This window comes from Lacimicrobium sp. SS2-24 (assembly GCF_002201535.1).
In the GTDB taxonomy this organism is placed as follows: Bacteria; Pseudomonadota; Gammaproteobacteria; order Enterobacterales; family Alteromonadaceae; genus Lacimicrobium.
Genome location: NZ_NIWW01000007.1, coordinates 55,910 through 70,124, shown reverse-complemented (window position 1 = coordinate 70,124; position 14,215 = coordinate 55,910). Strand labels below are relative to the sequence as shown.

At 52.1% G+C, this 14,215-nt stretch carries 18 protein-coding genes; 11 read left to right on the top strand and 7 right to left on the bottom strand.

Annotated features, from left to right (window positions below; genetic code table 11):
- Position 1: 1 nt before the first annotated feature.
- The 5 genes from gspJ to CCY32_RS12440 are packed head-to-tail and all read left to right on the top strand — an operon-like array spanning position 2 to position 4,036.
- Positions 2-661, top strand: coding sequence for a type II secretion system minor pseudopilin GspJ (gene gspJ / locus CCY32_RS12460; protein WP_088331188.1), 660 nt, complete (start codon positions 2-4; stop codon positions 659-661).
- Positions 648-1,616, top strand: a complete 969-nt coding sequence (gene gspK / locus CCY32_RS12455) for a type II secretion system minor pseudopilin GspK (RefSeq protein WP_088331186.1) — start codon at positions 648-650, stop codon at positions 1,614-1,616. Before gspJ ends, gspK begins: the two co-directional genes overlap by 14 nt.
- On the top strand, positions 1,616-2,812 hold the full coding sequence (gspL, locus tag CCY32_RS12450) for a type II secretion system protein GspL (RefSeq protein WP_088331184.1): 1,197 nt from the start codon (positions 1,616-1,618) through the stop codon (positions 2,810-2,812). Before gspK ends, gspL begins: the two co-directional genes overlap by 1 nt.
- A gap of 1 nt (position 2,813) precedes the next feature.
- Complete coding sequence (locus tag CCY32_RS12445) at positions 2,814-3,293, top strand: type II secretion system protein M (RefSeq protein ID WP_088331182.1); 480 nt, start codon at positions 2,814-2,816, stop codon at positions 3,291-3,293.
- Positions 3,290-4,036 carry a type II secretion system protein N gene (locus CCY32_RS12440; protein ID WP_088331181.1) on the top strand — a complete coding sequence of 249 codons (747 nt, stop codon included), beginning with the start codon at positions 3,290-3,292 and terminating at the stop codon, positions 4,034-4,036. Before CCY32_RS12445 ends, CCY32_RS12440 begins: the two co-directional genes overlap by 4 nt.
- 20 nt (positions 4,037-4,056) lie before the next feature.
- Here the strand turns inward: CCY32_RS12440 and yrfG are convergent, their stop codons facing one another.
- Complete coding sequence (gene yrfG / locus CCY32_RS12435; protein WP_088331180.1) at positions 4,057-4,752, bottom strand: GMP/IMP nucleotidase; 696 nt, start codon at positions 4,750-4,752, stop codon at positions 4,057-4,059.
- A 53-nt stretch (positions 4,753-4,805) separates the two neighbouring features.
- Here yrfG and nudE point away from each other — a divergent pair, with 53 nt between their 5' ends.
- The 3 genes from nudE to CCY32_RS12420 are packed head-to-tail and all read left to right on the top strand — an operon-like array spanning position 4,806 to position 6,771.
- Complete coding sequence (nudE, locus tag CCY32_RS12430) at positions 4,806-5,372, top strand: ADP compounds hydrolase NudE (RefSeq protein ID WP_088331179.1); 567 nt, start codon at positions 4,806-4,808, stop codon at positions 5,370-5,372.
- Complete coding sequence (gene cysQ / locus CCY32_RS12425; RefSeq protein ID WP_088331178.1) at positions 5,373-6,224, top strand: 3'(2'),5'-bisphosphate nucleotidase CysQ; 852 nt, start codon at positions 5,373-5,375, stop codon at positions 6,222-6,224.
- Positions 6,211-6,771: a YceI family protein gene (locus tag CCY32_RS12420; protein WP_088331177.1), complete on the top strand. Its 561-nt coding sequence runs from the start codon at positions 6,211-6,213 to the stop codon at positions 6,769-6,771. Before cysQ ends, CCY32_RS12420 begins: the two co-directional genes overlap by 14 nt.
- Here the strand turns inward: CCY32_RS12420 and CCY32_RS12415 are convergent.
- The 4 genes from CCY32_RS12415 to CCY32_RS12400 form a co-directional block, all read right to left on the bottom strand.
- Positions 6,768-6,989, bottom strand: coding sequence for a YheU family protein (locus tag CCY32_RS12415; protein ID WP_088331176.1), 222 nt, complete (start codon positions 6,987-6,989; stop codon positions 6,768-6,770). The two genes, CCY32_RS12420 and CCY32_RS12415, sit on opposite strands and share 4 nt — an antisense overlap.
- Positions 6,986-7,984, bottom strand: coding sequence for a hydrolase (locus CCY32_RS12410; RefSeq protein WP_088331174.1), 999 nt, complete (start codon positions 7,982-7,984; stop codon positions 6,986-6,988). The genes CCY32_RS12415 and CCY32_RS12410 overlap by 4 nt, the downstream gene beginning before the upstream one ends.
- Before the next feature lie 382 nt (positions 7,985-8,366).
- Positions 8,367-8,783: a DUF2390 domain-containing protein gene (locus CCY32_RS12405; RefSeq protein ID WP_168171511.1), complete on the bottom strand. Its 417-nt coding sequence runs from the start codon at positions 8,781-8,783 to the stop codon at positions 8,367-8,369.
- Positions 8,764-10,680, bottom strand: a complete 1,917-nt coding sequence (locus CCY32_RS12400; protein WP_088331170.1) for an ABC transporter ATP-binding protein — start codon at positions 10,678-10,680, stop codon at positions 8,764-8,766. Before CCY32_RS12400 ends, CCY32_RS12405 begins: the two co-directional genes overlap by 20 nt.
- A gap of 63 nt (positions 10,681-10,743) precedes the next feature.
- Between CCY32_RS12400 and CCY32_RS12395 the strand changes: the two genes are divergently transcribed.
- On the top strand, positions 10,744-10,947 hold the full coding sequence (locus CCY32_RS12395; protein WP_088331461.1) for a YheV family putative zinc ribbon protein: 204 nt from the start codon (positions 10,744-10,746) through the stop codon (positions 10,945-10,947).
- 29 nt (positions 10,948-10,976) lie between these two features.
- Here the strand turns inward: CCY32_RS12395 and CCY32_RS12390 are convergent, their stop codons facing one another.
- Both CCY32_RS12390 and CCY32_RS12385 read right to left on the bottom strand, forming a co-directional pair.
- Complete coding sequence (locus CCY32_RS12390) at positions 10,977-11,192, bottom strand: SlyX family protein (protein WP_088331460.1); 216 nt, start codon at positions 11,190-11,192, stop codon at positions 10,977-10,979.
- A gap of 29 nt (positions 11,193-11,221) precedes the next feature.
- Positions 11,222-12,190: a hypothetical protein gene (locus CCY32_RS12385; RefSeq protein WP_088331168.1), complete on the bottom strand. Its 969-nt coding sequence runs from the start codon at positions 12,188-12,190 to the stop codon at positions 11,222-11,224.
- Between the two features lie 239 nt (positions 12,191-12,429).
- Between CCY32_RS12385 and fkpA the strand changes: the two genes are divergently transcribed.
- The gene (gene fkpA, locus CCY32_RS12380) at positions 12,430-13,161 is read left to right on the top strand and encodes an FKBP-type peptidyl-prolyl cis-trans isomerase (protein ID WP_088331166.1); all 732 of its coding nucleotides are present in this window, start codon (positions 12,430-12,432) and stop codon (positions 13,159-13,161) included.
- Positions 13,162-13,716: 555 nt separating this feature from the next.
- Positions 13,717-14,196, top strand: coding sequence for a transcription elongation factor GreB (greB, locus tag CCY32_RS12375; protein ID WP_088331164.1), 480 nt, complete (start codon positions 13,717-13,719; stop codon positions 14,194-14,196).
- Positions 14,197-14,215: the final 19 nt, after the last annotated feature.

Genomic DNA, 14,215 nt, shown 5'->3' with positions numbered 1-14,215 from the left:
CATGAATCAGCCGATCACCCAAAATCACTTTCAGGTGCGCGCATTTACCTTACTGGAAATGCTGATCGCCATGGCCATATTCAGCATGATTGGGCTGGCCTCCCATCAGGTGCTGACAACCGTGCTCGACAGTGATGCGCTGTCGTCGGCTCGTACGGCCAAGTTGCAGTCATTACAGCGTGCCATGCTGTTTATGGAGCGAGACCTGTTGCAGGCCACAGCCCGCTCCGTGAGAATCAATGGCGAGGCCAGTGAACAGGTACTTCAGGGGGGCGCCAATCTGCTTGAGAGTGAGGCCGATGGCCTGATACTGGTTAGAAGTGGCTGGCACAACCCTCAGTTGATGCTTCCCCGCAGTACGCTGCAACCGGTGGCTTATCGGCTGTATGACGGCGAATTGCAGCGTCTTTACGGCAATTATCCGGACAACATCATTGGTTTTGAACCCAGGATTAAGACCCTGCTCACTGACGTAGAAGACTTTCAGGTTCAATTTGTGGTGGCCCCGGCGTCTCAGGCCCGCCAGCTGGAGTGGAAGGACAGCTACCAGGGCACAGTATTGCCGCAAGCCATCGCCATCACTATCCGCAGTAAAGATTTCGGGCTCATCCGGCGCGAGTTTCTGCTTACCGGAGAAGGGAAAGCCGATGCAACGGAGTAAAGGTGTCGCCTTGTTGCTGGTGTTGCTGATTGTGGCGTTTGTCAGCATTATCGCCACGCAAATGGGCAGCAAATTGCAACTTCAGGCCTCCCGCGCAATCAATATCAAAGATAATAATCAGGCCCAGTGGTATGCCATGGGGGCAGAACAATATGCCCGTAAGGCCATTACCACCCTTTTCGAAGAAGCCGATGGCGTTATTCACCTGGAGCAACCCTGGGCCGAGGAAGAGATCCGCTTTCCGTTGCCAGGGGGGGAGCTGCAAGTACGCCTGGTGGACCTGCAAAGCTGCTTTAATATCAATGCTCTGCAAGCAGAGCAGCAGACTAATCCTGACCCGTTGGCGGAAGCCTTTAAACGCCTGTTGCAGGCAGAGAGTCTGGAGATCCCGTCTTACGAAGCGGATGTATTCAGTGATTCGCTGTTAGACTGGCTGGATAAAGACGACCGCATTCGCAGCTTCGGTGCAGAAGACAGCGACTATGAAGCGAAACTGCCGCCCTATTTACCGGCCAATGATCTGATGGTGAATGTCACCGAATTACGCCTGGTCAATGGCGCCAACCCTGAATGGCTGAACACTCTGCTGGATTGGGTCTGTGTACTGCCCCACGACACCGGTTTCACTCTGAACATCAATACCCTCACAACGGAGCAGGCACCGCTGCTGCATGCAGTGCTGGGCAACGGCATCAGCCTGCAAGATGTCAATGGTATTCTGCAATCGCGCAAGCCCGAAGGCTTTGACGACGTTGAGGCGTTTTTGAATTTGCCCGAGATCAGCGCGCTGCAACTTAGCGAAGAACAACAAGGCTGGTTTGACGTCAGTACGGATTATTTTATGTTGTACAGCAAAGCCAGTTACAATGATGCCAGTTTCAGTATGAAGTCAGTGCTGAAGGTAGACGACAACAACAGTGTCACCGTAATTTATCGGGAATTTGGAGGGTTCTGATGAGCGAGCAACTTATAATCCGGTTAGGATCAACCCGTCTCGATCCCATTCAGTGGCTGGTGTATTCCACCCAGGATGAGGACATCATTGCCTCTGGTGAACTGGCCGATGCCAGCCACCTGGCGACACTGACGCAAAGAGCCGCGGGTCGCCCGGTTACCGCCCTGGCCCCTACCAGTGACATTTTACTGAAGTGGGTGAGCCTGCCGCCACGTGCCGGTCGCAAAGCCCTGGCCGCAATCCCCTTTATGCTCGAAGATGAACTGAGTACCGACATCGACACGCAGCTGTTTGCGGTGGGGCCCAAATCCGGTAATCAGCAGGCCGTCGCGGTGGTGGCAAAAGAAAAATTGCAGGACTGGCTGAGCAGTCTGGAACAGGCCGGGTTGTATTGTCATAAGATTATCCCCGATATTCTTGCCCTGCCAGAGGCCGACGGACACTGGCCCCTGCTACAGATCGGTGAACACCTGTTATTGCGCCAGGACCAGTGGAAAGGCATTCAGGGTGAGAGTGAGTGGTTACTTTCAGCCATTTCGCACTATGCAAAGCAGCAGCCAGAAGGGATTATTGTAGCCAATTACTCTGACCTGAAACTGCCCTCGCTGCCCAATATCACCCTGTCTGAACAGCCATTGGATATGCCCATGAAAGTGCTCGCTCAGGGGGCACTGGATTGTTCGTTCAATCTGCTGCAAGGGGAGTTTCGGCCGAAGCAGCAACAAAAAGGTCAGTGGCAGAAATGGCGATTGGTGGCCACCTTAGCTGGCCTGGCGCTGGCCACCAGCCTGATTGAACGAGGTATACAGGCACAGCAGCTGGCCAGCGAACGGACGCAGCTTGAACAACAGATTCGCGCCGAATTCCACCGTGCGCTGCCTGACGTCACACGGGTAGTGAATGAAAAGAGCCAGATGCAACAAAAGCTCAGAGAACTGCAACAGGGGGGTGCTGGCGCCTCAATGTTAGCCATGTTATCTCAGCTTAGTGACGCATTTGCACAGAGCCGCCTGCGCCCCCAGACCCTGAGATTTGACAGCAATCGCGCCGAACTACGCATGCAGGCAGAAGCCGATAGCTTTGAAGCGCTGGAACAATTCCGTCGCCTGGCCGAATCACAGGGCTTCAGTGTGCAGCAAGGTGCCATCAACAACACCGATAATCAGGTCGTCAGCTCGTTGTCCATAAGGAGTTAAGGTGAATCCGATCATACAAAAATACCGACAACTGTCAGAGCGGGAACAGCGCCTGGTACTTATCGTGGCGGTTTTTACACTGGTTCTGGCATTTTATGCCCTTATCTGGTCACCACTGAATGAGTCTATCGAACGTAACCGGACCGCCGTTGAGAGCCAGCGAACGCTGTTAAGCTGGGTTCAGCAGCATGCCAACCGCATTATTCAGCTCAAACAGTCCGGCTCTGCCACCAGCCGTTTCAGTGGTTCACTGACACAGGCGGTTAACCAGAGTGCCAATCAGCACGGTATTGCGATCAGTCGCATGCAGCCTCAGGGCGAACAACTGCAGGTGTGGGTGGATGCTGCTGAGTTTAATGCCGTTTTAAGCTGGCTGGAAAGCCTGGAGCAACAGGGCATCGTTATTGATGATGCCGACTTCAGCGAACTGAGCACCCCTGGTCACATTCGCGTACGTCGTCTGCAGCTCAGCGCATCATGACCCGTCGTTCACTCTTTGCCCTGCTGCTGGGCCTGTTGGCCTATGTGTTTTTTCTGCTGGTCAAATTGCCTGCTGCGCAGGTGATCAGTCGTGTGGATTTACCCGACAACATCGGTGTACAGGGCATCAGCGGGACAATCTGGCAGGGACACATCGCACAGATGAGTCTGCAGGGTATCCCGCTGAGCAACGTGCGCTGGCAAATCAGTCCCTGGCGACTGCTTACCGGCAAGCTGGCAATGGATATCCAGGCTGGCAATAGTCGCGATGTGGACGCCCTGTCATTGCAGGGGCAGTTAAGCCTCACGCCCGGCGCCGTCGGCGCCACGGATTTACAGTTGTATCTTCCCGCAGACTTACTCATCGCCAAACTGCCATTGCCGCTTCCGGTCAATGCCCGCGGTCGTTTCAAAGTGGATTTACAAGAGCTGGATTATGCTCAGCAGTGCCATTCTCTGAGTGGCAAAGGACAGTGGCTGAATGCCGCCGTGGCAGGTACCCAGGGCTATATCTCACTGGGTAACTTCAATGCGGACCTGGCTTGTGAAAATGAGTCTGTACTGGTGAGCATCAACGAGCCCAACCAATTTGGACTGACGGCCAGGGCCACCATATCGCCAACCCTGAAGATTCGTGTCAATGGCCGCTTTAAACCTGACCAGGATCTGCCTCAGGAAGTTCATGATGCCGCCCGCCTGTTCGGACAACCCGACAACCAGGGCTACTACCAGATTCGGCTCTGACTAAGATTACAGTGTTGTAATTATCGGCTTAGCGCTTTGCCTGACGGGTTGTCACGAATATCGTCCAGCAGATAGCGATAATCCTGGATGGCGGGGAAGTCATCAATTTCTCTGACTGGCTGTTTTGAGTCCGGGTTCTGCACCGCTAATAAGTGGGCTATGCCATACTGTTGTGCGGCATGCAAAATGCCCAGACTGTCGTCTACAAACAAAGTACGGGCACAATCAAAACCCAGCCGCTGCTGCAATTGTTGCCACAGCAACTGAGACTCTTTGGTCACCCCGAACTCATGGGTGGAGATCAGGGTATCAATATGACTGTCTAACTGAGTGCGTTCTACTTTCAGCGACAGGCTCTGAGGGTGGGCATTGGTGACCAGCACGACCTCTCTGCCACTTTCTTTTAGCGCATCAAGAAACGGCAAGGTGTCCTCGCGCATGCTGATAAGATGCTGAATCTCACGCTTGGCAGCCACAATGTCGAGTTGCAGTTTATCGGTCCAATAATCCAGACAATACCAGTCTATGGTGCCCGTGACCTTGGCATATTCACCTTGCATAAACTCCCTGGCCTGCTCTGGCGCAATACCGTCACGCTCGGCCAGTTTTGCCGGCAAAAACTCTAACCAGAAATGATTATCAAAGTGCAGATCCAGCAGGGTGCCATCCATATCCAGCAGCACAGTATCGATTTCCTTCCAGGCCAACATAGGCAATGACTCTCATAAACGTTATAGTAAATGGTAGGTTACCATAACGTTCCGGATGTATGAGTAAAGTGGACTCCGATAAAGTTCTGCCGCAGATCCATGCTGCAACTCTGGTAGCAAAAAGTCGGCTGTTTCAGATAGAGAAACTGGATTTAGAGTTTTCCAACGGTGCCCGGCGGGAATTTGAGAGAATGCGCGGCGCGGGGCGCGGCGCCGTGATGCTGGTCCCCTTTTTAGATGCGGACACACTGTTGTTAGTCAGAGAATATGCCGCCGGCAGTCACTCATACCAGTTAGGCTTTCCCAAGGGCCTGATTGACCCCGGAGAAGACGCCCTGCAAGCGGGCAACAGAGAGTTAATGGAAGAAGTGGGGTATGGCGCCAGAACCCTTCATCCGTTGCATAAAGTCAGCATGGCCCCGGCGTTTTTTAACGCCAGCATGGATATACTGATCGCCGAAGATTTATACCCAAAACGGCTACCAGGGGATGAGCCTGAACCACTGGAAGTAGTACCATGGCGGATTCAGGCGCTGGACAGCCTGCTGCAACGCCCCGACTTTACCGAAGCACGCAGCATTTCCGCGCTGTTACTGGTTGAACGCTGGCTGAGGAAGAACCGATAGATGAGCACAGAAGCAGATATCCGCACATTACTGGAGCTGGCCAAACGTGCCGCCAGAGAAGCTGGGCGGGTAGCTTTGCGCCTGTATGATACTGAAGACTATGAGCACTTTGAGAAGGCCGATGAGTCACCGGTTACCACTGCGGATTATCGTGCCAATGAAATCATTACCACCCTGCTGGCTGAGGAAACACCGGATATTCCGATTATTTCTGAAGAGCAAAACAATGGTCTGCTCAAAGATCGCGAGCACTGGAAACGCTATTGGTTAATCGATCCTATTGATGGCACCCAGGAATTTGTTGCCCGTAGTGGCGACTTTGCCATTAACATTGCGCTAATTGAAGATAATCAGCCGGTGATTGGCGTCATATACTGGCCCGCGGGCGACTCCATGTATTATGCCAGTAAAGGCCAGGGCGCCTTCAAAGAAACCCCCAAAGAAGACAAAGCCATCAGCGTCAGACGCCTGGATGATCCCAAAGACGGCGTGGTGGTCATCGCCATCAGTCGTCGCCAGGCCCGCGACAAAGTGATGTCCAAAATGAGTGATAAGCGCATCTACCAGACACTGCCGTTGGGGAGCTGCTCACTGAAAGCGTGCTTTATTGCCGAGGGCAAGGCCGATGTGTTTCTGCGCATCGGTACAACAGGAGAATGGGACACCGGTGCCTCGCAGTGTATAGTCACTGAGGCGGGCGGGAAAATCCTCGCGGCCAATTTTGAACCCCTGACCTACAACCAGCGTAACACTCTGGTCAATCCGGACTTTGTTGTACTGGGCGATCCCGACGTTGATTGGCGGGAAGTCGTACAACATCAACAATTAGAGGACAACAATGAAAATCATTAGCTTATTCGGTTTTTTGTTCATATCGACGTCGGCCCTGGCCAACTGGCAACTGAGTGAGGCGCAATCCAGCCTAAGCTTTTTATCCACCAAGAATGATCAAATAACAGAAATCAGCCACTTCCGCCGTTTTTCCGGCAGTCTCAGTGACAGCGGTGAACTGAAGGTCACCATCGACCTGATGTCCGTGGATACTAAGATAGAAATCCGTGACACGCGGATGCAGGAGCATCTGTTCAAGCTTTTTCCTAAAGCCCATCTGCGCGCGCAGGTACCGCAATCTGCTCTGACGATGGCACCGGGCAGTACGCAAACCTTGCAGCTTGAGGCCAGCCTCGAACTGAATACAAAAACCAAATCATTGCCGATGCAGGTTCAGATAACCCGTTTGACTAACGGCGATTTTGTGGCCACCACCGTCGAGCCGGTTTTAGTCAGCGCCATCGAGTTTGGATTGACCGATGGTATTAAGAAACTACGGGAAATTGCCGGACTGAGCAGCATCGACCTGATTATTCCGGTCACCTTTAACGCCGTGTTCAGCGCTTAATCCGGCTGATAGTGCTGTTTGGGCACAATATTAACGGTTTCATAAAGCTCAGAGTACACCAGTAGCGCTTCCCCCTGTTTTAGCTGCCGGTGTACCTGGTGCACTTTTTCTTCCAGACTTTTTTCCTGCTCACCGTAGTCAGTGCCTTCTCTGAGTACAAAAGACTGGATAATTTGCTCCAGGGTGTCCTGACTCAGCTCATCGATGGGAATGATCATGGCCTATCCCCGCTCAGAAAAGACAGTACGCGCTGATGAGTCCAGATGATTGGCTTCCAGGGTGTCCCCTGTAAAAACCCCACATGTCCGCCCTTGCGGCTCAGTTCAACTCTCACCTGGGTGGAAAGCTCCTCATTTTTGGGTATGACACTGTGATTCATAAACGGGTCATCCGCCGCATGCAGCACCAGAGTGGGAGTGGCGATATGACGAAGATAATGAATGGCACTGCACTTCGTATAATAGTCATCAACGTCATCAAAACCATGCAAAGGCGCAGTGACATACTGATCAAAGTCTCTGAAACAGCTGAACTCACTGACTTTACGTGCATCCACCTGCAATAACTCGCTGTAATCCAGCTGCTGCATTTTTACCAGCAGTCTGTTACGCATACTGTTGAGTAAATAACGTTGATAGACCCGCGAAAAGCCGCGCCCTATGCTGGCGGCACATTCCGATAGCTTGAGTGGCGGAGAAATGGCGACGGCGCCCTTTACCCAACGCTGACGGATATTCTCTCCGAGCAACTTCAGCAACATGTTCGCACCCAGCGAAAAGCCCACCGCATAGCGACGCACATGCGGATAGCGATTCTGTAACTCTTGTAACAGATAAATGGCGTCCTCGGTGTCACCGGAGTGGTAGGCTCGGGGTGTCAGGTTAGGGCGGGTGCCACACCCTCTGAAATGCATCACCACGGTCTGCCAGCCCATCCTGTGCAGGAACGCCGCCAGATCATTGGCATAGTGAGAACGTACCGATCCTTCCAGACCATGGAAACAAACCACCAGCCCTTTGGGGGCCGGCAGCGTCGGTGTCCAGGCCAGTTCGATAAAATCACCATCAGGCAAATCAAACTGTTCCCAGCGCAGCGTTACGGGCGCTCTGCGCTGCACAAACCTCGGCCATAATGTTTGCACATGTCGGTTCAATGCCCACCAGGGCGGTGAGAAATCACTTTCGACAACCTGGCCAAAGCCGGCCTTGCTCACGGTATTACTCGCTGTGTGTTCCGTTGGTAGCACAGATTTGACTACACTCGGACACAGATCACAAGCCCAGCGGCTGAAAACCGGCAGTCTCCTGAAGACTAAGCTGGCCTTGTCTTTACGGACTTAGGTGAGTCCATGAAAGACAAGAGTTATCCGCTCTCAGTGTTGGTTGGTGTGATGTAAAAAAAGATACAAATAATACAGGCAAATGGTGACAGTGACGCCCAGGCCCAACAGCGCCCCCCAAACCACAGGATCGTTCATGATAAGTGCCAGCATGGTGTTTTCCTCAATAAGCATGACTCAGTGCCAGCGTAACTGAGGCGAGCCCGTGCTTTCTTGACTTCGGTCAATAAAACAACGACTTAGCTAACCCGGAAGGCTAAGACTCTGGGAAAAGAACCAGATTAGGCAGTAACAACAAACGGCCATACAGAGTGACATTGCCAGGGCCCTGCTGCGCCAGCACCATGGCGTTGACCGCCTGTATCAGATCCTGCTGCTGCTGTTTCTCCAGTTCCAGTTCGGCCTGCTTGAGTGTGGTATAAGCCGGACCGCCCTTAGCCTGTCGACGGGCACGGCGCACAGATAAGATCTGTTCCTGTGTTTGCTCACAGACCCGAATCAGCTCGGCCAGCTGAGGTGTCGTCAGGTATCGCCCGTGGTTTTGCAGATACACGCACAATAACAGCAGGTTTACATTGGCATTGGCGGTATCCTGCAACACCAGTAATTGCGACTGGCATTGCTGGTAGGTATGGATACTGTCATGCCAGAAATCATTGGCATCGAAGTTCATGTTCGAAATCCTGCTGCATTTGCTCAAGTTTCTCCTGATTTTCCAGCCACTGTGCTTCGGTGTCCTCGAGTGCTTGTTTGGCACTGGCCTGCTCATCTAACAGGGCTTTTAACTCCTGTTTGTGCTGCTCTTCGTACAGTCGGGTGTCCAGCATCTGTTGCTCTATTTGTTGCAACCGCGTATGCAGCCTGTCCATGTCCTTCTCTTGCCCGCTGATGGCCTTTCTTAAAGGCTGAGTTTGTTGTCTGAGCTCTGCTTCCAGGCGTTTCACTGCTTTACGATCAGGCTTAGATTTTTGCTCTGTTTCTGTCCCCGCTGAGGCTTCTGCGCTTTCACGCATCAGCCATTGGCGGTAATCCTGTAGATCACCGGAAAACGGTTGCACTTGCGCCTTGTCCACCAGGTAAAACTCGTCACACACCGCTTCCAGCAGGAAGCGATCGTGTGAAACCAGTACCATAGCGCCCTCAAAACCCTGTAAGGCCAGATTAAGGGCGTGGCGCATGTCCAGATCGAGGTGGTTGGTGGGTTCATCGAGCAGCAACATATTGGGCTTCTGGTAAACCAGCAAGGCCAGAACCAGACGCGCTTTTTCGCCCCCTGACATGGGCGCGACTCTGGCTACAGCCGCATCACCATGAAAACCAAAACCGCCCAAAAAGTCTCGCAGCGACTGTTCCGTGGCTTTCGGGTCAAGCCGCTGCAAATGCGCGAGGGGCGAGTCATCCATCTGTAAAAATTCGAGTTGATGCTGAGCGAAATAGCCGATTCTCAACCCTGCAGAGGTCTGATATAACCCCTCCAACGGACTCAGTTCCTGTGCCAGTAGCTTAATAAGCGTGGACTTACCTGCTCCGTTTCGCCCCAACAAACCAATCCGACTGCCAGGCACCAGGTTAAGCTGCAACTGTTCGAGTATGACCTTGTCACCGTAACCGACTTTCACTTTCTCCATCGATACCAGCGGATTCGGTAGTTTAGGCGGAGTAAAAAATTCGAATGAAAAGCCACTCTGATAATGAGCCGGCGCCAGTTGCTCCATTTTTTCCAGCTGTTTGATGCGACTCTGAGCCTGTTTGGCTTTACTGGCCTTAGCCCGAAACCGGTCGATAAAGGACTGCAAATGGGCTACTTGTTGCTGTTGCTTGCGATATTGCAGGTCCTGCAAACGTAGTCGTTCAGCACGTTGCTGTTCGAAGGCGGAATAATTCCCCTTATAGCTCACCAGGCTGTGCTGCTCGATGGCGATGATCTCGTCTACCGTGGCATCCAGAAAGGCTTTGTCATGAGAAATCAGGATCAGCGTACCCGCGTAACGTTCCAGAAATCGCTCAAGCCAGATCACTGCATCCAGATCCAGGTGGTTGGTGGGTTCGTCAAGCAGCATCAGATCAGACTGGCACAACAATGCCTGTGCCAGATTCAGGCGCATCCGCCAGCCACCGGAAAATTGGCTCACGGGCTGGCCAATTTGTTCCTGGGAAAAGCCCAGGCCCGCCAGAATGGTGGCAGCCCGGGCCTCCACGTGATAGCCCCCGGCTTGCTCAAGCTGTTGATGCAGCGTCGCGATGCGCTCGCCTTCATGTGCCTGCTCGGCACGCTTAAGCTCAGACTGAATCTTACGCAGACGATGATCGCCATCGATGACGTATTCCAGAGCGGGCTGTGCTGAGGCCGGTGTTTCCTGAGCGACCGTCGCAATTTGCCATTGCCGGGGAACCTCACAGCTTCCTGTGTCCGCCTGCAGCTTACCTCTGAGCAAGGCAAACAAACTGGATTTACCGCAGCCATTAGGACCAACCAGACCAACCTTGTGACCGGGATAGATACTGGCACTGGCGTTTTCCAATAAGGGCTTGGCGCCGCGCATCAAGCTGAGTTCGGATAGTTGGATCATCTCGATTTGGCTCTTACTTCAGGGGCGGGTATCATAACATCTTAACTCAATGAGCTAATGACCATGTCAGAAAAAACCCGCAAACGCTTTATTGCCGGGGCCGTATGCCCCAAGTGCCAGGCGCAGGATACGCTGATGATTTATCTGCGCAACAACATTGAGCATGTGGAGTGTGTAAGCTGCGGCTTCACCAAGTCCAGACCCGATGAAAAAGTACAGGCAGCCACGCGCGGTAGCGAAAACGTGATAGGCGTGTTCAAACCCTGATGGGTGCTATATTGCCCGTGTTCAGCGTGTTAATAGTGTGGTGGCGGCGTTTCTTCGTCCTGCCCGGCAATATTAGAGGGTTGTAAATCTTTCAGCTTGTTGATCACATGATTGAGCTGAAAAGCGAGCTTATCCATCTGTTGCTGCTGATCGGCCAGTGCCTGACTCAATGTTTCGATGGTATCTTCCTGATAGGCCACCTTGGTTTGTAGTGTCTCGATGTCCCGCTCAAACTGATTTGCCATAATACTCACTTCGCTTGTTGTCGGCGGATTCAATATCCCCAGAGTTCGACCAGCCCACTGCTGCTGGCGGACAATACCCTGTTATCAGGCAAAAAGGCAACATCATACACCACCGCACTTTGTGGCTGACGCCCCGCCCTGGGTGCTACCCGCCAGTCCTCCATTTCGTCGCCATTCTGAGTACTCCAGAGGTTAAGCGCCCTACCCGGAGAGCCTGTTAGTAAGTACTCGCCATCATCAGAAAATCGGGCAGAAGAGAAGATTTTCTGGCGTTGCAGGTAAGAAAGCTGACTCAGTTGCTCTCCGGTGGTGAGGTCCCAAATTCTGGCATTGTTCTTACTGTCAGCGGTAAATGCCCTGAGTCCTTTCCTGTCCAGTGCCACTTTGGTTACACGACTGGGATGAGAAAAACTGTACACCACCTGACCACTGCGGGTGTCCCACAAATACGCAATATAATCACTGCTACCGGTGAGTGCATAGCGACCATTAGGCGACAGCGCCACGCTATTGATCTTTTCCTGGTGGCCAAGAAACTCCAGACGCCGTCCTGTAGCCGGTTCAAAATACATGACCTGGCCATTACTACGTCCCACCAGCACGGCTGTGCCCCCCTCGGAAACGGCAATATCACGAATGCGCGACTCATCGATACGCCAGAATCCAACGGGATCACCCGTTTGCATGCTCCACAACGCAAACGCATCCTGGTCCGCGGTCACAACGTAGTCACCATCAACGGATATGGCGATGGTCGCCACTAAATTGTTGCCCTCCCCCTGATGACGCCACTGATAGCGCAGATTGTTCTGCTGCACATCCCAGACTTCTATGCCGTTTTCCACCGTAGACACAACCGCCACGCTGCCATCCTGTGACAGTGCGGCTGCCAGAGCACCGCCCGGCGCAAAGGCAAACCGCTCGAGTGGGGTACTTCCCGGTACAGAGCAGGCGGAAATCATCAGACCGAACAGAATTACAGAGCAGAAATAACGCATGGCATCCTTTTAGGTTTCGCTTTTGTGCTTGTCGGTTTAGTATAAGCCCATATTCCGGTCCCCTGTCCAATCATAAAGCACAGTGGTTTGGCTTTATTTCAAGATAGACATCAGCATCTGAGATGATTCGTTTAAAAGGCTCTGGTAAAGCCCCAGTCGCTGAAGCATGGGAACCGTTTTTTGAACTCATATAACAACACGCAGTCTACCTGCCAGTTTAAAACAATGTGGAGAAGTAAATGAGAAAAACCGCTATCGCAACTCTGGTACTTGCCGGCCTCGGACTGAGTGCATGTCAGCCTGAACAGAAAAAACCAGAAGAGGTTAAGCTGGAAGGTACTGAGCAGCAACAGGCTTATGGCTTAGGTGTTTCCGTTGGTCAGTTTATTGATCAGAAACTCGACTCACAGGAGCAGGTTGATATAAAACTGGATCGTGATTTGGTGATCAAAGGCTTTATTGATGCCATTACTGCCGAATCCAAAATGTCAGAGCAGGAAATTCGCACCGTACTCACCGCGCTGGACGGCCAGGTGAACGAGAAACAACAAGCGCTCGCCGACAAGCAGAGCGAAGCGAACCTGGCTGAAGGTCAGGCATTTCTTGAGAAAAATGCCACCCGCGAAGGCGTGATGGTAACCGAATCCGGCTTGCAATATGAAGTACTGGAGCAAGGCGAAGGTGAAAAGCCCGCTGCCGAAGATACGGTGAAGGTTCATTATCTGGGCACGCTGCTCGATGGGACCAAATTTGATTCATCTTACGATCGCGATGAACCCGCTGTGTTTCCCCTTAACCGGGTTATCAGTGGCTGGACAGAGGGCGTTCAGCTGATGAACGTAGGATCGAAGTACAAATTCTATATTCCTGCTGAGCTGGCTTATGGTGAACGTGCCACCGGTAAGATTACACCCAATTCAACTCTGATCTTTGAAGTTGAGTTGCTGGATATTGAAGACAGCAGTAAGTAATCTGCCAACTATGCTGCATTGATTCCCACGCCGGAGAACGCAGCATACCGTTCGTTCTGAACATCGCCGCTCACTCGCATCCGTGCGACCGCGGCATACCGTTCGTCTTGAACATAAAAAACCGGGCACAATCTGTGCCCGGTGCTTTTTTATATCAGCCGTTTCCTTGCTGAACCTTGGGTCCGCTCATTACAAAACCCGTTATACGGGTGAATATTTCCGGATTTAACCGGTTCTGAACACTGTCGAATTGATGGCTATCTTTTCACACGTTCAATGATAAGTTGATTGCAGCCAGACCCGATAGTCAAAGCCTGCTGCGCCGCTGGAAACGCTTACCGGAATGGTTACCGATAAATATTGCGTCCGCACTATTTAGTGTAGAAGATGCCCTTGTTTTTGCCCTGTATTTTTGAAACATTTTTGTCATATACAAGGACCTGATTCTGACCTCTGGTTATGAGGTAGTCATAGCGCGTTCTCAAACGAAGCTCACTGACACTGTACCGTGCCCAGATTAGCTCTAAGTGCCGGATTAATAGCAACAGGATAACGATGAAAACCAATCTGATAACACGAGAAGGCTACCGCAAACTGCAACAGGAGTTGCATTACTTGTGGAAAGAGTACCGCCCTGAAATAACCAAAAAAGTTGCCTGGGCGGCCAGTCTTGGCGACAGATCTGAAAACGCTGACTATAAAGAAAACAAGCGTTTGTTAAGACAGATTGACTCCAGAGTCCGATACCTGACCAAGCGTTTGGACTCGCTCAAGATCGTCGACTATTCACCCGAACAAGATGGAAAAGTGTTTTTTGGTGCCTGGGTGGAGATTGAAAATGGTGAGGAGGAAAGATTGAAACTGAGAATCGTGGGTCCCGACGAAATTTACCGCAGTGAGAAGAGTTATATTTCAATAGACTCCCCTATGGCCAGGGCGTTACTGAAAAAAGAAGAAGGTGACGAGGTGACGGTAAAGACCCCAAATGGCGCGGCACACTGGTATATCTTACGTATTCACTATTCACCTTCCTGAGCAGATTCCACAAAAGCCG